Here is a 20,213-nt window from a genome sequence, read left to right on the forward strand (position 1 = left end):
TTGGTGGACGCCGTTGCGTGAAAACAGCAAGTAGCGGGTAACGTTTTAGCTATGTCTGCCTCAAAGATTTCACTTCGCCCGTTTGGAACCTTGGTGCCCGCGATGGTCACCCCTTTCACCGTCGATGGTGAAGTGGATTATCAAGCAGCCGGGGAACTGGCCAACAAGCTCGTGGACGACGGCTGCGACGGCATCCTGGTCACCGGCACAACAGGTGAAACCTCCACCCTGACCGATGAAGAAAACCTTGGCATGTTCCAGGCCGTCATCGACGCCGTGGGCGGGCGCGCCCGCGTGATCGCCGGCACCGGAACCAATGACACCCGCCACTCGATCAGCCTGTCCCAGCGCGCGGCCAAGCTGGACATCGACGGACTGCTCTTGGTGACCCCGTACTACAACAAGCCCAGCCAAGCCGGCATTCAAGCCCACTTTGAAGCCATTGCCAGCTCCACCGATCTTCCCGTGATGCTCTACGACATCCCCGGCCGCGCCGGTGTCCCCATCACCACCGAAACCATCATCAAGCTGGCCGATCACCCACAGATCACTGCCCTGAAGGACGCCAAGGCAGACTTCACCGAAACCAGCCGGGTCCTGGCCAACACGGACCTCGATGTGTACTCGGGCGACGACGGACTGACGCTGCCGCTCATGGCTGCTGGCGCCGTCGGACTTGTCAGTGTGAGTGCCCACGTGGCGCCCCAGCAGTTCCGCGCGCTCATTGATGCTGCCGCCGCAGGGGACTTTGTCACGGCACGCGCCATTCACTTCGCGCTGGATCCGGTTATCCGGGCCACCATGGGCCATGTTCAGGGCGCCGTGGCCGTCAAACAAATTCTTAAGTGGCAGGGAATCCTGTCCAACTCGGTTGTCCGTCTGCCCCTCGTGGAGCCAGGCGTTGCCGAGATCGCACTGATCAAGGCTGACCTTGCGGAAGCTGGAATGGAACTCTAAACATGACCCAAATTGCTGAGCCGGGCCTGCGGACCCCGCCGGAATTAGCTCCGGGGACCCTGCGGATTGTGCCGCTGGGCGGCATCGGCGAGATCGGCCGGAACATGACCGTCTTTGAGATGGACGGCAAGCTGCTCATCGTTGACTGCGGTGTGCTCTTCCCCGAAGAGGACCAGCCCGGCGTCGATGTCATTCTGCCGGACTTCTCCTACATCAAGGACCGGCTCGACGATGTAGTGGGCGTGGTTCTCACGCACGGCCACGAAGACCACATTGGTGCCGTCCCGTACCTTTTGCGTCTGCGCAATGACATTCCCCTGATCGGCTCGCAGCTGACGCTGGCGTTTGTTGAGGCGAAGCTCATGGAGCACCGCATCAAGCCGTACACGCTGACCGTCAAGGAAGAACAGGTGGAACAGCTCGGCCCGTTCCAGTGCGAGTTCATTGCCGTCAACCACTCCATTCCGGACGCGCTGGCCGTCTTCATCCGCACGGCGGGCGGCTCCGTGCTGCACACCGGCGACTTCAAGATGGACCAGCTGCCGCTCGATGGCCGCATCACCGACCTGCGCCACTTTGCCCGGCTGGGCGAAGAAGGCGTGGATTTGTTCCTCGTGGACTCCACCAACGCCGACGTGCCCGGCTTCACCACCAGTGAGGCAGAGATTGGGCCCACCTTGGAGGCCTTGTTCGGCAAAGCTGACAAGCGCATCATCGTGGCCAGTTTCTCCTCCCACGTACACCGCGTGCAACAGGTCCTCAACGCCGCTGTCCTGCACGGACGCAAGGTAGCTTTTGTGGGCCGCTCCATGGTCCGCAATATGGGCATTGCCGAAAAGCTGGGCTACCTGCACGTGCCGGCCGATGTTGTGGTGGACCTGAAGAACGTGGACAACTTGCCCGATAACCAGGTGGTGCTGATGTCCACCGGTTCACAGGGTGAGCCCATGGCCGCATTGTCCCGCATGGCGAACGGGGACCACAAGGTTTCCGTGGGCCACGGCGACACCGTCATCCTGGCGTCATCGCTGATCCCGGGCAACGAAAATGCCGTGTTCCGGATCATCAACGGCCTGCTCAAGCGCGGCGCCGACGTGATCCACAAGGGCACCGCCAAGGTGCACGTCTCGGGCCACGCCGCTGCCGGTGAGCTGCTGTACTGCTACAACATTCTGACGCCGAAGAACGTCATGCCGGTGCACGGAGAAACCCGCCACCTGATCGCCAACGCCAAGATCGCCATCTCCTCCGGCGTGCCGGCCGAAAACGTGCTGCTCACCGAAGACGGCTCTGTCATCGATTTGCGCGACGGCGTGGCCCAGATTGTGGGCCAGGTGGAATGCGGCTTTGTCTATGTGGATGGCCACAGCGTTGGCGAGATCACCGATGCCGATCTGAAGGACCGCCGCGTCCTGGGCGATGAAGGCTTCATCTCCATCATCACCGTGGTCAACCGCGCCACCGGCAAGATTGTCTCCGGCCCGGACATCCACGCCCGTGGTGTTGCCGAGGACGATTCCGTCTTTGACGAGATCAAGCCCAAGATCGCCGCAGCGTTGGAAGAAGCCGTTATGGCCAGCACCGATCACACCGCGCATCAGCTCCAGCAAGTGGTTCGTCGCGTGATTGGCACCTGGGTCAACCGGAAGCTGCGCCGCCGCCCCATGATCATCCCGGTGGTCCTGGAGGCTTAGCCCGGATTGTTGTATTGGTGGCCCGCAGTAGAATTTCCCTGCTGCGGGCCACTTTGCGTATGCGCACGTTCTTCACGTACGACGCCGGATCCTCTCACCTTGCTCTGCCATCGGGTGTGGGGTGGGTATAAACCACGCAGTTAAACCACACAGTTAAACCACACGGTGGTTGTGGACCCGGCGCGTCGCTGTGCCTGCCACCACGGCCGGTTCGAGGGGCAAATTCGTGTTGTTCCGGGCCGTGGCAGGTACCGTTAGAGGCATGGCGACTCGTTCTACACCCACCCGTCCGTCCTCTGGTCAGAAGGGCGGCGCATCTTCGCGCGCCCCCAAGACCAGCAAGATGCCCGTGCCCCGCAACAAATCAACCGCTGCCGAGCCAGAGGTTCACTTGGTGTGGCCTGTGCGCATGGTTGTGGCATTCTGGCAGGGTTTCGGCCACCTGGTGGGCGGCGCTGTCCGTCGGATGGGCACGGACAAGAGCCAAATGCCCGCAGAGGAACGCCGAGATGGCTCGGGTCTGTTGTTCTTTTTGCTGGCCGTACTCATTGCCACCTTTGAATGGTGGGGCTTGGGCGGCCCTGTCGCTGACGGCGTACGTGGCATCTTCCAGGGCACCTTTGGCTGGTTCGCAGCATTGCTCCCGCCGATGTTCTTGATCTTCTCGGTGCTGGTCTTCCGCCAGCCCAGCAATATGTCCACCAATAACAGGGTGGCTCTGGGCTTCGCCATCATGACCTTAGCCGGCTGTGCCCTGGCGCATGTGGTCGCCGGGAACCCCGACATTGCTGACGGCTTTGACGGCCTCAGCGCTGCAGGCGGCATGGTGGGTGCTCTCAGCGGTAGCCTCGTCGCGAAACTGGGCAACATCACCGCCATTATTTTCTTCTCCCTCGTGGCATTCGCCAGCGTCCTTGTCCTGACGAATACCCCAGTACGGCACATTCCGGCCCGCCTGCGTGGAGTCTACGAACAGCTCATGGGCACCGCCCCGGCCACTGCACCACGCGGCGACGGGCACGATCAAAGCTACCTGTACGAAAATGACGGGCAAGCCGCTGGCAAGAAGCCTCGCAGTCTGCGAGCCCGCCAGAAGGCGGCCAAGACAGCCGAGGAAGAAGCGGAGCTGCTCGGTATTGAAGCTTTCGACACCCCGCTCATCGCGGCCGATGACAGCGAGACCGAGGAGCCGGCGTCGTCCGCTCCTGCGCTCCGCCCCGGAGTCCGGCGGCCCACACGGGATCAGCTGGCGGCCGATAAGATCAAGGCCCGCCAAGGGCTGCCCACCTCCTCTGACGTGTTTGACGCGCAGCAGGAAAATGCCGAACCGGTCACCGAGGCAATCGGCGTCGTTGCCGATAACTCGCCGCGTGAACCACGTGCTGGCGCACCGGCCGCCGGGGGAGTGTATGACGTCGATGCGGCGGTGGCACGTGCCATTCCCGCCCCGCCGATGGCGCCGCCAACGCCCATCCCGGCACGTTCGGAACAGCTCCAGCTCTCCGGCGATGTCACCTACACGCTGCCCGATTCGGAATACTTGCCAGCCGGACCTCCCGGCAAAGATGCCACGGCCGCCAATGACGCCGTGGTGGATGCGCTGACCAACACTTTGCAGCAGTTCAATGTTGATGCTGCCGTCACCGGTTTCAGCCGCGGACCCACCGTGACCCGCTACGAAATTGAGCTGGCGCCGGGCACCAAGGTGGAAAAGGTCACAGCACTGAGCAAGAACATTTCTTACGCCGTGGCGTCCTCCGATGTGCGTATCCTCAGCCCCATCCCGGGCAAGAGTGCCATTGGTATTGAGATCCCCAACGCCGATAAGGAAATTGTTGTCCTGGGCGATGTGCTGCGTTCAGCCAATGCCCGCCGCACCGAACACCCCATGGTTATGGGTGTGGGCAAGGACGTTGAGGGTGGCTTTGTGGTGGCCAACCTGGCCAAGATGCCGCACTTGCTGGTGGCCGGTGCTACCGGTGCTGGTAAGTCGTCTTTTGTGAACTCCATGATCGTTTCCATCCTGATGCGTGCCACACCGGATGAGGTGCGCATGGTCATGGTGGACCCCAAGCGCGTGGAATTGACGGCGTATGAGGGTGTGCCGCACCTGATCACTCCCATCATCACCAATCCGAAGAAGGCCGCCGAAGCCCTGCAGTGGGTAGTGCGCGAAATGGATACGCGTTACGACGATCTGGCCAACTTCGGCTTCAAGCACATTGACGAGTTCAACAAAGCCGTCAAGGCTGGCAACGTCCATCCGCCCGAAGGGTCCAAGCGCGTGGTTCGGCCCTACCCGTACCTGCTGGTGATTGTGGACGAGCTCGCCGACCTCATGATGGTGGCTCCGCGCGATGTGGAAGATTCCATTGTGCGTATCACCCAGCTGGCCCGTGCCGCCGGTATCCATTTGGTCCTTGCCACCCAGCGTCCTTCCGTGGATGTGGTGACGGGTCTGATCAAGGCGAACGTGCCCTCGCGTATGGCTTTTGCCACCTCATCCGTCACCGACTCCCGCGTGGTCTTGGATCAGCCCGGTGCTGAGAAGTTGCTGGGTCAAGGTGACGCATTGTTCCTGCCCATGGGCAAGTCCAAGCCCGTACGTGTGCAGGGTGCGTGGGTTACCGAGGCTGAAATCAAGGCAGTGGTGGATCACGTCAAGGGCCAGCTCAAGGCCACCTATCGCGACGTCATTGCCACCGAGGCGCCCAAGAAGGTCATCGAGGATGACATTGGCGATGACATGGATCTGCTGCTGCAGGCCACCGAACTGGTGGTCACCACACAGTTCGGCTCCACCTCCATGTTGCAGCGCAAGCTCCGCGTGGGCTTTGCCAAGGCTGGCCGCCTCATGGACCTGCTGGAGTCACGTGGCGTGGTGGGCCCCTCAGAGGGTTCCAAGGCCCGCGATGTGCTGGTCAAGCCGGACGATCTCGCCGAAACCCTGGCCGCCATCCGCGGTGACGGGCCGCTGGCAGGAGGGGCCGGCGTCGAACCTTCATCGGGTGGGCCCACTCCCGCCCTGGATCCTATGACCGCGGCACTGGCCGAGAACGCCAACGCCAACCATGGTTGGGGTGGTGACCTGGTAGCTGATGATCTGGCCAGTCGCCCCCAAGCTGTGGAGTACAACGACGGTGATGACGATGAAGAAGGTGGCGAGGACGCATGGTCGTTGACCGGACGCTAACCAAAGTCTCGGCAGCCCCAGCTGATGTTCCGGCGGAGAATGCTGCGCAAGCTCACTTTGCCGATAGCCTTGCACTGTGAGTGAAACGGTGGCGCCGCGCCCTTCGAATTGGAACCTTCCCAACGCTTTGACGCTCTTTCGCATTGTCATGGTGCCTTTCTTCGTCTGGGCTTTCATCGCCGACGACGGCCAGTACGGACCTTTGCGCTGGCTGGCCGTAGGACTGTTTGTGGTGGCCATTTATACTGACAAGCTCGACGGCGACATCGCCCGGGCGCGCGGGCTCATCACGAGCTTCGGCAAGATTGCCGATCCCATAGCCGATAAATTGCTGATTGGCTCGGCCCTGATCATGCTCTCGGCAGTGGGTGAGCTGTGGTGGTGGGTCACCATAGTCATGCTGGTGCGTGAAATCGGTATTACCCTGTTGCGCTTTGTGGTGATCCGATATGGTGTCATGGCCGCCTCCAAGGGCGGCAAGCTCAAGACCGTCCTGCAGACGGTAGCCATCTTCTTCTATCTGCTTCCCGTCACCCCGGCACACGACTGGCTGAGTATTATTGCGCTCGTGGTCATGCTGGTGGCCTTGGCCGTCACGGTTGTCACGGGCGTGGACTACCTCGTCAAGGCCGGACAGTTGGTCCGGTCGGGGCGCGGGAACAACGGGGGCAACGGCGCTACCCGCAATGGGGCACAGGGCTAAGGACGCTCCATGGACTCACTCGTAGCCGCATTCGTGCCCAGTGGATTGGCCGCCCTCGTGGCCAGTGCCATTGCGAAAAACGTCACGGTAGGCACAGCGGAATCACTCACAGCTGGAATGGTGGCCGCAACCATCGCAGAGGTTCCTGGTGCCTCTGCCATGCTGCAAGGTGGGGTGATCGCCTACCAGAATTCGGTCAAGGAGAAGCAGCTCGGGGTTTCAGCGGCGCTCTTGGCCAGTAGGGGAGCCGTGGATCCCGAAGTGGCCTGCGGTATGGCATTGGGCGCCTGTCTTGCAGTGGGGGCACGGTTAGGAATCTCCACCACCGGCGTGGCTGGGCCTGAACCGCACCAAGGCAAAGCAGTGGGCTTGGTCTATATTGGGGTGGCCCTTGACGGGGTGGCCCATGCTCAAGAATTCCACTTTGACGGAGACCGGGAAGCTATCCGAGTGCAGGCCACCCAGGCTGCCTTGACGCTCGTGGCTGAAGCAGTTAAAGCTGCTCGGGAACAAAAGTTGTAACCAGATAGTTAGTCATGATGAACGCTAAATGCTCCCTTTCCCTCTAGGATGGGAACACCAAGCGGGCAAAGGGGTTTCCAGTGGACCATTCACTGGGGAAGCCCAACCCATTGAACTGCAGTGAATAATCTAGGAGTTAGGCGATACCGATGGTGAAACAACCCGTATCCGTAAACGGCGTGGTGCGCTGGCGGGATGTGGGTTTGGCGGACGCAAAACCACATCAGCAGAAGGAACGCAAAATGGTGGTACTACGCCACGAAATTGGCGACGTTCTGCGAGATGTACGTCAACGTCAAGGCCGCACTCTCCGCGAAGTCTCACACAATGCACGCGTCTCACTGGGCTATTTGAGTGAAGTCGAGCGCGGACAAAAAGAAGCATCCTCAGAGTTGCTCTCTTCCATTTGTTCCGCCCTGGACGTTCCCTTGTCACTCATGCTCCGTGAAGTGAGCGACCGTCTGGCCATTGCCGAAGGCGTGGCTGTCCCGGACACTGTTCCCCAGGAATTTGCTGCACGCTATGGCAGAGACCTGAACGAGGAACTCTCCGACGAACTCAACAAGGGCTTGATGTCCAACGTCTAGCATTCCAAGGGCATCAGTCCTGTGCAGCGTCTACTAACAAGCAATAAAAAACCGGCCCCATCTACGGTGAGGGCCGGTTTTTTATTGCTGAAAATTCTGCTCTTCGAGTTTCGGGCTAGCGTCTGGGGCTAGCGACCGTAGTCGGCGTTGAGCTTCTCAAGCAGCCGGGCCAGATCGGTGAGATCGCGCTCATCCCATCCAGCCAACTGCTCATGGAAGGCCAGTTGGCGTCCGGCGTGCAGCGAGTTCATCTTCGCTAGGCCGGCGGGAGTTAAATTAATGAGTTGGGCACGCCCGTCAAGCCGGTCTGCTTCCTTAGCCACCAGTCCAAGGGAAACCAGGAAAGTAACCTGGCGGCTGACCGAGGGTTTGCCGACGCCAATCCGTTTTGCCAACTCCGTCAGACGCATCCCACCCTGACGCATCAGGACGGACAAGAGACCGTAAGCTGCTGGTTCCAAATCTGGGTGGACGCTTCGTGTCAGCTGGTGGTTGATGGCTCGGGCCCTGCGCGAGAAGAGGCTTAGTTGGGAATCAAGAAGCTCTATGGCAGCGACCTTGGCGCTGCTCGCAGGTGTGCCGGGCGCGGCAGGACTTGTCATGGATCAATTCTAAGTGAACCACCCCTGTGCAACGGTCTGCCGCAGGAGGCTGTCGTGCGAGAATGGGGGAGTGAGAGTTAGCGAATTTTGGCGTTTGATGGATGAAGAATTTAGTCCCTCCTATTCACGGGTGCTTGCCCGGGATCTGGTTTTAGCTGGGGTAGGGGGGAACACCGCAAGTGAGGCGTTACGTGCCGGATTCGACCCCAAGGAAATCTGGCACGAGGTGTGCAAGATGCAAGATGTGCCTCCCTCGCGATGGCTAGGCAGGGACGTAGCGCCCAAGAGCTAGTGGTGCCCAGGCACTCGAGGGGGCTCTAGATTTGCTTTGCGTCTCGGACGTTTCCGGTACTTCGACAAACGAGGACCTAGCGACACGCCCTGAAATGTTCGAATACTTATTCTATTTTCTTTATACTGGTTTAGTGCCGTCCTGTGGAGGAAACAAAAAAGTTCTCCACAATTTTGGGCTTGAGCGCCGGTGACAGCAGACAATGTCAGACCCTTGAACTAGCGTTTTAGGTATGGAGAAAAGCCTGCAGAGCCATGGGCTTGGCAGGATGCCGGGAAACCGGTGAAGAACCACAAAGTGTCCAGGCTATTGAGTCAGGGCACTGAGCACTGACCGTATCAACCACAGACCGTGAATGGCGCCCAATGCGCAGTTCAAGGGGCCGGAAACGGCGCACAGGAAAGACCGAGGTGAATCATGGCCGCTCCCGCAGACCGTGACAAAGCGCTGGCAGCAGCATTGGCTCAAATTGATAAGCAATTTGGCAAGGGCTCCGTCATGCGCTTGGGTGATGACATCCGTGCACCCATTGAAGTGATCCCCACCGGATCCATCGCCTTGGATGTGGCTCTGGGTATAGGTGGCCTGCCTCGCGGGCGAGTTGTTGAGATATATGGGCCGGAGTCTTCCGGTAAGACCACCCTGGCTCTTCACGCGGTGGCTAGCGCCCAAAAGCTTGGCGGTCTTGCCGCATTTATCGATGCTGAGCACGCACTAGATCCCGACTACGCCGCCAAGCTCGGTGTCGACACTGATGCCTTGCTGGTGTCCCAGCCGGATACCGGTGAGCAAGCCTTGGAAATCATGGACATGCTCATTGGTTCAGGGTCTTTGGATGTCATTGTCATTGACTCCGTGGCAGCCTTGGTGCCGCGCGCGGAAATTGAAGGCGACATGGGCGACAGCCACGTCGGCCTCCAGGCACGGTTGATGAGCCAGGCGCTCCGGAAGATTACCGGACGCCTGAGCCAGACAAAAACCACCGCCATTTTCATCAACCAGTTGCGTGAAAAGATCGGTGTGTTCTTTGGTAGCCCGGAGACCACCACGGGTGGAAAGGCGCTGAAGTTCTACGCCTCCATCCGTATCGATGTACGCCGCATCCAGACCTTGAAGGAAGGTGCGGACGCCGTTGGTAACCGCACCAAGGCCAAGGTTGTCAAGAATAAGATGGCCCCGCCCTTCAAAATCGCCGAATTCGACATCATTTACGGTGTGGGTATTTCGCGTGAAGGCGGAATCATTGACATGGGTGTGGAGCACGGCATCATCCGCAAGTCCGGTTCTTGGTACACCTACGATGGCGACCAGCTGGGTCAGGGTATGGAAAACTCACGTCGATTCTTGAAAGACAACCCGGAACTCACCGATGAACTGGAGCGTTTGATCAAGGCCAAGCTCGGTGTTGGGGTCATTGCTCCCACCGAAGATGAGGAAGCCCCCAAGCTTAAAGCAGTGGACGGCTTCTAGGCCGAGATGAATTCCGTACCTCGCGGCTCGGATCCGGCAGTTGACGCCAACCCGGCGTCAACTGCCAGATCCATTGTGTTGCGCCAACTCTCACACTCTGCCAAGAGTCGCTTCCAGCTCAGCCAAAAACTGGCCGAACGGGAGATCCCTGCGGATGTTGCCGAAGCAGTGCTGGACCGCTTCGAGGTGGTCAAGCTTATTGACGACGCCGAGTTCGCCCAAGAATGGGTCCGCACCCGGTCACTGTACAAATCACTGGCCCGTGGTGCGTTACGGCGTGAATTGGCAGAGAAGGGCATTGCTGAAGATCTCATTGACGAGGCCCTTGCACAGGTTGATGACGATACGGAGCGGGAACAGGCTCGTGATCTGGTGCAGCGCAAGGTCCGTCCGTCCATGAATCTAGGGGACCGGACCGAACGGGATAAATACACCCGTCGGTGGGTTGCCATGCTGGCGAGGAAAGGCTTCAACCCGTCCAACGCCTTCGCAATTGTCGGCGAAGTGATTGATGAAAGTTTGATAGCAGAATGATGGAAGCCTGAGCTGAAAGCTGCTGCAGCTAGGGGAGCTGGTGTCTTTTTCTGCATGAAAGCTCCGGTACCCGCTATGCTGGCGACATATGCGTACTCAACTTCCACCCCTGAGTAGATTCCTTGCTGGCACCGTGACGGCAGGGATTTTTCTCGTCTACGGAGTCACGATGGGGCCCGCACTTGCGCAAGACGCGCCGCCGTCGGGCTTCCCTACATGGGCTGAAGTCCAAGCTGCCAAGGGCGATGCGGCAGCTACAGCCGCGGCGGTGTCCAAGATTGGGCAGTTGCTGGACTCACTGGAAAATGATGCCGGCACCTTGGGCACAGCCGCCGTTGACGCAGGGGCCAATTATGCCCTGACTGAACGCAAACTAGACGCCGCCGCTGCGGAGGTGAGCGTCTTGAGTGAGCAGGCCAGCCGCGCTGCTGAGGAGGCCGCGAAACACAAAAAAGACGCCGTTGCCATCGCCGTGCAAAGCTACAAGAACGGTGGCACCGATCTAGGCTTTTTTGCCACCATGGCCGCACTAGAAACACCGGAAAGTCTCAACGGTGTGGAACTGCTGCAACAAGTGGGGGAGCAGGCAGCCCAAAAACAGGCCAGGGCTCAACAATCACAGGCGGCAGCGACTGCCCTCGAGAAGACCCGCCAAGCAGCGCAGGACGCACAAGCGCTACTCGCTGCCGAAGCGCTGGTATCTAGGGACGCCGCCGTTGCCGCCCAAAATGCCGTGGTGGCTCAGTTGGATGCAAAAAAGGAGCAAAGCGCCACGCTCACGGCCCAGTTGGCTACTCTCAACAACACCACCGCAGCCAAAGAAGCGCAGTACAGGCAGGGGCAGGAAGCACTGGCCGCCTACAACGAGGCACAGGAAGCTAAACGCCAAGCGGCCGCGGCGGCCGAAGCCGCCCGACAAGCCGAAGCTGATCGCAAAGCAGAGGCCGCACAACAAAACCCAGCGGCCACCCACCCGGCGCCGCGGCCTGGCAATCCGAATCCGGCGCCCCAACCCGCTGCTCCTAAGCCTGTTGTGCCCAAACCTGTTGCCCCGCCGGTAGAGACCAACCCTGGGGGTTATATTCCTGTAGAGGTTCTACTGCCCAATATCCCTGGCGGTGCCGTCAACGATCCAGCTGGGGCCAAGGCCTACGCGTCGTCGCGATTGGGCGCTTATGGATGGGCGCAGAGCGAATTTCAGTGCCTGAACCTGCTATGGGAACGGGAATCGAATTGGCGTACCAACGCCACCAACCCTTACAGCGGCGCCTATGGCATTGCCCAGTCGCTGCCCCCAGGGAAGTACGCTTCCGCCGGATCAGACTGGCTGACCAACTACCGCACCCAGATCGAATGGGGCATGGGGTACATCAAGAACCGTTACGTTTCACCGTGCGGAGCATGGAACCACTCCCAAAGCGTCGGCTGGTACTGATCCCCACTCGCTGGCGCGCCAGTGGAGCCGTTTAGCTGTTCCGCGACGGTTGGTCTTAAGCTGGATGGGTGAGCCTGATCCCAAATAGCGTAGATCCTTCCGCCAGCCCCGTAAGCACAGTAGTCCCAGCCAGCCATCCCCGCACCTATCAGGTACGCACGTATGGCTGCCAGATGAACGTCCATGACTCAGAGCGCATGGCAGGGCTGTTGGAAACAGCAGGAATGGTGGCCGTTGAAGAAGCCGGTCCGGCACGCATTATTGACGCCAACGGTGATGCTGTTCCCGATGTGGTGGTTTTCAACACCTGCGCGGTCCGCGAGAACGCTGACAATAAGCTCTATGGCAACTTGGGAATGCTCGCGCACATCAAGGAAACCAACCCCGGTATGCAGATTGCCGTGGGCGGCTGCTTAGCGCAAAAGGATCGCGACACCATCCAAAAGCGGGCACCCTGGGTGGACGTTGTCTTCGGTACACACAATGTGGGTGCCCTGCCCGTTCTGCTAGAGCGTGCCCGGCACAACGCCGATGCACAATTGGAGATCCTCGAGTCCCTCGAAGTGTTCCCCTCGACCCTGCCCACCCGCCGCGATTCGGTGTACTCGGGCTGGGTCAGCATCTCCGTCGGCTGCAACAACACCTGCACCTTCTGCATTGTGCCTTCACTGCGCGGCAAGGAACGCGACCGCCGCCCCGGGGAAATCTTGGCCGAGATCCAGGCACTGGTCGACGACGGCGCCATCGAAGTCACGCTACTGGGCCAAAATGTGAACTCCTACGGCGTCGAATTCGGAGACAAACTAGCTTTTGGCAAATTGCTGCGCGCCTGCGGCGAGATCAAGGGCTTGGAACGGCTCCGCTTCACCAGCCCGCACCCAGCCGCATTCACCGACGATGTGATTGCCGCCATGGCCGAAACTCCCAATGTCATGCCGCAGCTGCACATGCCGCTGCAATCCGGTTCCGATAAGGTCCTCAAGGACATGCGCCGCTCGTACCGGTCAGCTAAGTTCTTGGGAATTCTGGACCGTGTGCGCGAACAAATCCCGCACGCCGCCATCTCTACTGACATCATTGTCGGCTTCCCTGGTGAAACCGAGGAAGACTTCCAAGCCACGCTCGACGTCGTTGAAAAGTCACGCTTCGCCACCGCTTTCACCTACCAATATTCCAAACGCCCCGGCACTCCTGCCGCGGATCTGCCAGATCAGTTGCCCAAGGAAATTGTTCAGGAACGCTTCTTGCGTTTGACAGCACTCCAGGACCGGATCTGTGCCGAGGAAAACGCTTTGCAGATTGGTCGCAAGGTGGAGGTCATGGTGACGGCCACTTCCGGACGCAAGGCCGCGGAGACCAATCGTTTGTCCGGTCGTGCCCGGGATCAACGGCTGGTCCACTTCAGCGTCCCCGAGGGCGCCCAGGCCCCGCGCCCCGGCGATCTGGTTACCGTCACCATTACCGATGCTGCAGCCTTCCATCTCGTGGCTGACCCGGATCTGGCCAATTACCAGCTGCGCCGCTCACGTGCCGGAGATGCCTGGGATTTGGCCCAAGCCGAATCCTGCGGCGTCCCAACGGCGTCTGGAACTTCCGACGCCGTCCGGCCCAAGGTAAGCCTGGGCATGCCGACGCTTCCGGTTCGTTCAGCATGACCCCAGCACCGGAGGCTTCTGCGAACGCCCCTGTGGTGGCAGCGCCGGAGATGCTTCCAGTGGTGGCTATTGTTGGCCCCACGGGCTCAGGGAAATCGGAGCTGGCCCTAGCACTGGCGGAGCGTTTCGATGGCGAGGCCATTAACGCAGACTCGATGCAGTTTTACTGGGGTATGGACATTGGTACGGCCAAACTTCCCCTGGCAGAACGGCGCGGCATCCCGCACCATCTGATGGATTTCCTCAGCGTCAAAGAGGACACCACGGTGGCTGCCTTCCAGCAGCTGGCCCGTGCCGCCATTGCGGACATCCGATCACGGGGTAAGCTGCCCATTCTGGTGGGTGGTTCCGGTCTGTACAACCGGGCGGCATTGGATGTTTTGGAGTTCCCTGGCACCGAGCCCACCGTCAGAGCAGCCCTCGAGGCTGAACTGGAGAGCGATGGCTTGGCCACCCTCCTGCACCGACTCAACGAGGTGGACCCAGTCTCCGCTGCCCGTATCAACGACGGTAAACGCGCGGTGCGGGCCCTGGAAGTACACGCGATTACGGGCCGGCCTTTCAGTTCCTTCATGCCCGATCGCCAATATGTGAGCCCCACCGTGCAGATCGGGCTCAACGGCGACCGTGCCCAGCTGCACCAGCGTTTAGGTACACGGGTTCACAAGATGGTGGATGCTGGCCTGCTCGATGAAGTCGCGGCACTCATTCCCGAAGGACTGCGGGAGGGGCGCACCGCACACAAAGCACTCGGCTATCAGCAGTTCCTGCGCGTTATTGACGGCGAGTCCACCGTGGAGCGGGCCAGCGAAGAAACCATTGTGGCCACGCGCCAATTCGCTCGTCGCCAGCTCACCTGGTTCCGAGCCGATCCGCGTGTGCAGTGGCTGGATTGGTCCCAGCCGGACCTCGTTGAATCGGCGGCGGCACTCGTCGCGGCGGCCAGCCCAGCCAGCCCAGCCAGCAGCTGAGTAAAGCCGGCGCATAGTAAGCCAAGTACCGGCGTCGTGCGTGGGGTGCTTTAGAGTTATTCCATGACTGCAACCAGCACCTCCCTGACAGGCCTGCGCTTTGGAAAAGGCCACGGCACCGGCAACGACTTTGTGCTCGTGGCCGATCCCGGGGGGGAGCGTGAACTGGCGCCAGAACAGGTTGCCAGGCTCTGCGATCGGCGCCGTGGACTGGGCGGAGATGGCCTGATCCGTGCCGTCCGCTCCAAGAACATCCCCGAGGGAACGGCGCTGCTGGAGGAAAATCCGGGCGCCGAATGGTTCATGGATTACTACAACGGCGACGGTTCCATCTCTGAGATGTGCGGCAACGGGGTGCGCGTTTTTGCCCACTTCCTCGTGACGCAGGGCCTCGTGGAGCTGGGCGCCGGTGACGAGCTCGTGATCGGCACCCGGGCCGGCGTCAAGGTGGTGGCTCGCACTGCAGACGGGTACAGCGTGGACATGGGCCACTGGGGTTTCATTCACCCCGAGCAGGCCCCGAGCGGTAGCGACTCGCTGGTCGAGACGGCCGGGCTGGCCGTGGCGCGCCCCGCCCTGTCCATCACCATGGGCAACCCGCACACGGTGGTGGCGCTGGCGGATCTGAGTGAGATGGCAGCAGCCAACCTCACCGTGGCGCCCGCCGTCACTCCGGAGCCCCTGCACGGGACCAATGTGGAGTTTGCGGTGCCTGCCGAGCCTTTGGTGACGGACGACGTCGGACGCATCAGTATGCGTGTTCACGAACGTGGCGTGGGGGAGACTCTCTCCTGCGGGACCGGTGCCTGTGCTGCGGCAGCCGCCACCCGTTTTTGGGCCGGTGACCAGGCCCCGGACAGCTGGGCCGTAGCAGTGCCGGGCGGCATTCTCGGTGTGCGTTTCTTCCCCGGATCCGATGGTCGCGAGCATGTGGAGCTGAGCGGGCCCGCCGTCATCGTGGCAGAAGGTGTTTTTGCCGACGGGTTGAGCGCTTAAGGCTTGGTGCGGGTCACCTTCAGAATCCTGAAGGCCTTATTCGTGGAATCGCGAGCCACCGTAAAGCCGGCTTCAGGGAACTGCTCGCTAAGTTCGGCGGTCAGCCAGCGCTGTAACGAATCAGCGCCCAAGTTCTTTTGCACCACAAGGTAGGCCGTGCCGTTGTGGGCCAAACGGGGCAGCCACATCAGCAGGATCGAGTGCAGCTCGGCCTTGCCCACGCGGATGGGCGGATTGGACCAGATGGTCGTGAAGCGCAGCTCTGCATCAACGGCGTCGGGAGTTGACGCCTTGACGTTGGCCAATCCCAGAGCCTTGGCGTTGTCCTGGGTCAGCTCGATGGAACGCTCATTGACGTCCACCGCGTACACCGTTGCTGCAGGGGAGCGCAGCGCCAGAGTGAGCGCAATGGGTCCCCAGCCGCAGCCGATGTCCAAGAGGTTACCGGCAGTGGCCGGTGGTGGTGCTTCATTGAGCAAGATGGTGGTGCCTTTGTCCACACCATCAGGGCTGAAGATGCCCCCGGCTGTGTGGAGATTGCGCTCCTCGCCAGCCAAAACTACGCGAAGTGGCCGGCGTTTCATCGGCGTGGACGGTTGTGAACTGAAATAGTGATCTGCACCCTGAGTACCCATAGTCATGCCAGATTAGTGCCCAACGACCGCTTTGTGTATCTAGGCGCGCCTAAGCGCAGCACATGCACACGTGTGATTATCCACAAGCCAAGAACCTCAAAAGGTGTGAGTGTCGGTGGCTCGGACTACGATTGAGGGTAACAGCCTATAAGGAGAATATGTCCCACGCATCTGCACACAATGGTTCCGACGGCAACGAGCTGCCCCGTGACGGGGAGAACACGGCACCTTCACAGGGCCACAGCACGGGGGAGGAGTCCCTTTCTGCCGCGGAGATTGAAGCCGTGATTGACCGGATTTTGGCCAAGGACGCGGCCGCTTCCCGTGCCACGCGTGCGGATGAGGACATTGAGGCCCAAGATCCGTTCGGTGGGGCCCCTGCCACCAGGCCGCTTGAAGGACGGGCGCAAGCCGTGTCCACCCTGAATTTCCAGCACAGCCTCTCTGATGGTGATCAGAGCGAGTTGGCTGACCGCAACGCGCTGCGCCGTCAGGCAAGCCTGTCCACTGAGCTCGAAGACGTCAGCGAAGTCGAATACCGCCAGTTGCGCCTTGAACGCGTAGTGCTCGCTGGTCTGTGGTCCTCTGGCACCATGGCCGATGCCGAGAACTCGCTGCGAGAGCTGGCTGCTCTGGCTGAAACGGCAGGATCGGAAGTCCTGGACGGTTTGGTGCAGCGCAGGGCCAAGCCTGATCCGGCAACGTTCTTGGGACAGGGCAAGGCCCAGGAACTCAAGGAGATGGTGCACGCCACCGGCGCAGACACCGTGGTCATTGACGGTGACCTCTCACCGTCCCAGCGGCGCACGCTTGAAGAGGTTGTCAAGGTTAAGGTTATTGACCGGACTGCACTGATTCTGGATATTTTTGCCCAGCATGCCCAATCCCGTGAAGGCCGGGCTCAAGTTGAACTGGCCCAGATGGAATACCTTTTGCCACGACTGCGTGGCTGGGGTGAATCCATGTCTCGTCAGGCTGGTGGCCGGGTGGGTGCTGCAGGTGGCGGTATTGGTTCCCGTGGTCCCGGTGAAACAAAGATGGAACTGGACCGACGCAAGATCCGCACCCGCATGGCGAAACTGCGCCGCGAGATCGCAGCAATGGCTCCTGCCCGGGAAACCAAACGCGCCAACCGCAAACGCAACAATGTGCCTTCAGTGGCCATTGCCGGCTACACCAATGCTGGCAAGTCCTCGCTGCTGAACCGTCTCACTGATGCGGGCGTGCTCGTGGAGAACGCACTGTTCGCAACACTGGATCCAACGGTCCGTAAAACCGAGACTTCTGACGGCTTGGGCTACACCTTGGTTGACACTGTAGGGTTTGTCCGCGCACTGCCCACCCAACTGGTGGAAGCCTTCCGCTCCACTTTGGAGGAAGTCGCCGACGCGGATCTGATCCTGCACATTGTCGATGCTTCCCACCCAGACCCGGAGGGGCAGATCTCTGCGGTTCGCTCGGTGTTTGCCGAAGTCGAGGCACTCCAGATCCCGGAAATCATCATCCTGAACAAGGTAGATATCGCCGATCCCTTTGTGGTGGAGCGTCTTCGCCAGCGTGAGTCCCGCTCTGTGGTGGTCTCGGCCAGGACAGGACAAGGCATCGAGGAGTTGCTCGAAGCCATCAAGGAAGGGATTCCGCACCCCAGCGTCGTGCTGACATTGCTGGTCCCTTATGACCGTGGCGATGTGCTGAACAAATTGCATCGCAGCGATGCTGAGATCATCAGTCTGGAACATGGAGAGCAGGGCACCTTGGCTCAGGTTCGTGTCCGTGAAGACTTGGCTGCAGAGGTTGAACCGTTTGTCCAGCATGCCTGATAGTGAACTTTCGCAGCAGGCACTGGACCTTTTGGATCGGGCCGTTGACGCCATGGGCGGGCAACGCCGCGATGGCCAGCATGAAATGGTACGCCGGGTAGTTGCCGCTCTTGAGAGCGGGGACCACCTGCTGGTTCAGGCGGGCACGGGGACCGGAAAGTCCCTCGCCTACCTGATACCACTGATCGTCAACTCCCTGACCAGCGACAAGCCTGCGGTGATTGCCACCGCGACCCTTGCCCTCCAAGCACAGATCGTGGGCAGGGACGTACCTAGGTTGTTGGCTGCCCTGAAACCGATGTTGCCGCGGGCCATTGACGTTGCTTTAGTCAAGGGCCGCAGCAACTATGTGTGCCGGCAAAAACTGGCAGGTGGTTTCCCTACCGAAGACACCGGCGAGGGCGCCCTTTTTAGTCTTGGCGAAGACAACGTGGCTCACCCTCCCAGTGCCACCTCCGGGCCCACCTCACAGCTCGGCAAGGAAGTGGTGCGTCTGCGCGAATGGGCGCAGGAAACAGACACCGGCGACAGGGACGAGATTGTTCCGGGAGTGACGGACAAAGCCTGGCGGCAGGTCTCTGTAACCTCCATGGAATGTCTGGGCGCCCAGAAGTGCCCGATGGCTACCGAGTGCTTCTCGGAGCTGGCCCGTGCCCGCGGAGCAGAGGCTGACATTGTGGTCACCAACCACGCCATGCTGGCCATCAGTGCCTTTGAAGGCATCGCCGTGCTTCCCGACTATGACGTGGTGGTGGTCGATGAAGCACATGAGCTCCAGGATCGCGTAACAGGCGCGGTCACCGGGCAACTCTCTGTGCAGATGGTGCAGGCGGCGGCGTCAAGCACGCGCAAGCACACCGCTGTTTCCGTGGACGCCTTGCAGGCCAGCGCCGCGGCACTGGACCTTGCCTTAGCTGGTGTTCCCGAGGGGCTATTCCCACAGGGGCTCAACGAGGTGCAATCTCAAGCTGTGGAGCAATTGCGTGACGCGGTACGTGCCGCCTTGTCCGATTCTAAGCCTGAGGGTAATGCTGCCGCCGACGGCGGGCGTTCGATTGCCCGATCCAGGCTCAATCTGATCTTCGATTTGTGCGAGCGTCTGCTGGTTGCCAATGATGCCCGTGAGGTGGTGTGGGCCTCGCGGCCGGGTTCCTTCGCACCGGGCAAGGGCTATCAGAAGGCGGATGAAAATGAGCCGGCAGTGCTCAACATCGCACCCTTGAGCGTGGCGATGAAATTGCGGGAGGGCTTGTTTGCCGATCGGACGGTAGTGCTCACCTCGGCCACTCTTGCTATTGGCGAGTCCTTCCAAGCCACAGCTGGCGGGCTCGGTCTTTTGGGGCCCAGCGCTCCCACTTGGACGGGGGCCGATGTCGGTTCGCCGTTCGACTACCCCAAACAAGGCATGCTCTATGTCGCCGCCCATCTGCAGAAACCCGGCTTCGGGATGTCCGCTGAGCAATTAGATGAATTGGAAGCGCTCATCACCGCCGCCGGTGGCGGAACCTTGGCTCTGTTCTCTTCGCGGCGTGCTGCAGAAGACGCAGCCGAGAAGCTCCGCAAAAAGCTCAAGGTGAAGATCCTGTGCCAGGGGGACTCCTCCATGTCCGGGCTCATTAAACAGTTCGCCGATGAACCGGACACCTGCCTGTTCGGTACCATGTCGCTCTGGCAAGGTGTTGATGTGCAAGGAGCCTCCTGCCGTCTTGTGGTGATAGATAGGATCCCGTTCCCGCGCCCGGATGATCCGCTGGTCACTGCCCGCGCCCGTGCCGTGGCGCAAAGTGGCGGTGACGGATTTATTGCCATCTCTGCCACCCATGCAGCGGTGCGCCTCGCGCAGGGGGTGGGCCGGTTGATCCGTTCCAGCCAAGACCGGGGCGTGGTTGCTGTACTTGATTCCCGTCTGGCCAATGCCAGCTACGGCGGTTTCCTGCGTGCCGCTCTACCGCCTTTCTGGTCCACTAAGGACAGAACCGTGGCGTTGGGCGCGCTGAAGCGGCTCTCCGGCAAGTAGTGCCACCCACGAAGGCAGGGTTACGGGCTGGATTTGAAAACGCAGATGATGCGATGAAAATCGCGGATTTGTCGCGTCTTCTGCAGTCTCGAACTGGTTAAGCGCGTCATCTGCTGTTTGGAAGCAGAAG

At 60.6% G+C, this 20,213-nt stretch carries 17 protein-coding genes; 15 read left to right on the plus strand and 2 right to left on the minus strand.

Going from position 1 to position 20,213, the window contains the following annotated elements:
• The first annotated feature begins 51 nt into the window (after nt 1-51).
• From dapA to AB0O97_RS01250, 6 genes are all read left to right on the plus strand, one after another.
• Nucleotides 52-957: a 4-hydroxy-tetrahydrodipicolinate synthase gene (dapA, locus tag AB0O97_RS01225; RefSeq protein ID WP_363879025.1), complete on the plus strand. Its 906-nt coding sequence runs from the start codon at nt 52-54 to the stop codon at nt 955-957.
• Nucleotides 958-959: 2 nt separating this feature from the next.
• Nucleotides 960-2,651 carry a ribonuclease J gene (locus tag AB0O97_RS01230; protein WP_363836467.1) on the plus strand — a complete coding sequence of 564 codons (1,692 nt, stop codon included), beginning with the start codon at nt 960-962 and terminating at the stop codon, nt 2,649-2,651.
• Between the two features lie 262 nt (nt 2,652-2,913).
• Nucleotides 2,914-5,844 carry a DNA translocase FtsK gene (locus AB0O97_RS01235; protein WP_363879028.1) on the plus strand — a complete coding sequence of 977 codons (2,931 nt, stop codon included), beginning with the start codon at nt 2,914-2,916 and terminating at the stop codon, nt 5,842-5,844.
• 76 nt (nt 5,845-5,920) lie between these two features.
• Entirely contained in the window at nt 5,921-6,547 is a 627-nt protein-coding gene (gene pgsA, locus AB0O97_RS01240; protein WP_363836464.1) for a CDP-diacylglycerol--glycerol-3-phosphate 3-phosphatidyltransferase, read from the plus strand.
• Between the two features lie 9 nt (nt 6,548-6,556).
• A complete protein-coding gene (locus AB0O97_RS01245) occupies nt 6,557-7,069 on the plus strand; it encodes a CinA family protein (RefSeq protein WP_363836462.1) in 513 nt (170 codons plus the stop codon).
• A gap of 149 nt (nt 7,070-7,218) precedes the next feature.
• On the plus strand, nt 7,219-7,656 hold the full coding sequence (locus AB0O97_RS01250; RefSeq protein WP_363836460.1) for a helix-turn-helix transcriptional regulator: 438 nt from the start codon (nt 7,219-7,221) through the stop codon (nt 7,654-7,656).
• A 128-nt stretch (nt 7,657-7,784) separates the two neighbouring features.
• Here AB0O97_RS01250 and AB0O97_RS01255 read toward each other — a convergent pair whose 3' ends face one another.
• Nucleotides 7,785-8,258 carry a MarR family transcriptional regulator gene (locus AB0O97_RS01255; RefSeq protein WP_363836458.1) on the minus strand — a complete coding sequence of 158 codons (474 nt, stop codon included), beginning with the start codon at nt 8,256-8,258 and terminating at the stop codon, nt 7,785-7,787.
• Nucleotides 8,259-8,328: 70 nt separating this feature from the next.
• Here AB0O97_RS01255 and AB0O97_RS01260 point away from each other — a divergent pair, with 70 nt between their 5' ends.
• The 7 genes from AB0O97_RS01260 to dapF all read left to right on the plus strand — a co-directional run bounded on the left by AB0O97_RS01260 (nt 8,329) and on the right by dapF (nt 15,611).
• Nucleotides 8,329-8,550: a DUF3046 domain-containing protein gene (locus AB0O97_RS01260; RefSeq protein ID WP_363879031.1), complete on the plus strand. Its 222-nt coding sequence runs from the start codon at nt 8,329-8,331 to the stop codon at nt 8,548-8,550.
• A gap of 417 nt (nt 8,551-8,967) precedes the next feature.
• Nucleotides 8,968-10,020 (plus strand): recombinase RecA, encoded by a 1,053-nt coding sequence (gene recA / locus AB0O97_RS01265; RefSeq protein WP_363836454.1) that lies wholly within the window; start codon nt 8,968-8,970, stop codon nt 10,018-10,020.
• A gap of 6 nt (nt 10,021-10,026) precedes the next feature.
• Nucleotides 10,027-10,554, plus strand: coding sequence for a regulatory protein RecX (locus AB0O97_RS01270; protein WP_363836452.1), 528 nt, complete (start codon nt 10,027-10,029; stop codon nt 10,552-10,554).
• Between the two features lie 88 nt (nt 10,555-10,642).
• Entirely contained in the window at nt 10,643-11,989 is a 1,347-nt protein-coding gene (locus tag AB0O97_RS01275; RefSeq protein WP_363879034.1) for a lytic transglycosylase domain-containing protein, read from the plus strand.
• Between the two features lie 77 nt (nt 11,990-12,066).
• Nucleotides 12,067-13,644, plus strand: coding sequence for a tRNA (N6-isopentenyl adenosine(37)-C2)-methylthiotransferase MiaB (miaB, locus tag AB0O97_RS01280; RefSeq protein WP_363838085.1), 1,578 nt, complete (start codon nt 12,067-12,069; stop codon nt 13,642-13,644).
• The gene (miaA, locus tag AB0O97_RS01285; protein WP_363879037.1) at nt 13,641-14,615 is read left to right on the plus strand and encodes a tRNA (adenosine(37)-N6)-dimethylallyltransferase MiaA; all 975 of its coding nucleotides are present in this window, start codon (nt 13,641-13,643) and stop codon (nt 14,613-14,615) included. The genes miaB and miaA overlap by 4 nt, the downstream gene beginning before the upstream one ends.
• Nucleotides 14,616-14,678: 63 nt before the next feature.
• Entirely contained in the window at nt 14,679-15,611 is a 933-nt protein-coding gene (dapF, locus tag AB0O97_RS01290; protein WP_363879040.1) for a diaminopimelate epimerase, read from the plus strand.
• Here dapF and AB0O97_RS01295 read toward each other — a convergent pair.
• Nucleotides 15,608-16,246 (minus strand): methyltransferase, encoded by a 639-nt coding sequence (locus tag AB0O97_RS01295; RefSeq protein ID WP_363879107.1) that lies wholly within the window; start codon nt 16,244-16,246, stop codon nt 15,608-15,610. The two genes, dapF and AB0O97_RS01295, sit on opposite strands and share 4 nt — an antisense overlap.
• Before the next feature lie 158 nt (nt 16,247-16,404).
• Between AB0O97_RS01295 and hflX the strand changes: the two genes are divergently transcribed.
• Nucleotides 16,405-18,066 (plus strand): GTPase HflX, encoded by a 1,662-nt coding sequence (gene hflX / locus AB0O97_RS01300; protein ID WP_363879043.1) that lies wholly within the window; start codon nt 16,405-16,407, stop codon nt 18,064-18,066.
• The gene (locus tag AB0O97_RS01305; protein ID WP_363879046.1) at nt 18,059-20,083 is read left to right on the plus strand and encodes an ATP-dependent DNA helicase; all 2,025 of its coding nucleotides are present in this window, start codon (nt 18,059-18,061) and stop codon (nt 20,081-20,083) included. The genes hflX and AB0O97_RS01305 overlap by 8 nt, the downstream gene beginning before the upstream one ends.
• Nucleotides 20,084-20,213 lie beyond the last annotated feature (130 nt).

This window comes from Specibacter sp. NPDC078692, from assembly GCF_040686835.1.
In the GTDB taxonomy this organism is placed as follows: Bacteria; Actinomycetota; Actinomycetes; order Actinomycetales; family Micrococcaceae; genus Specibacter.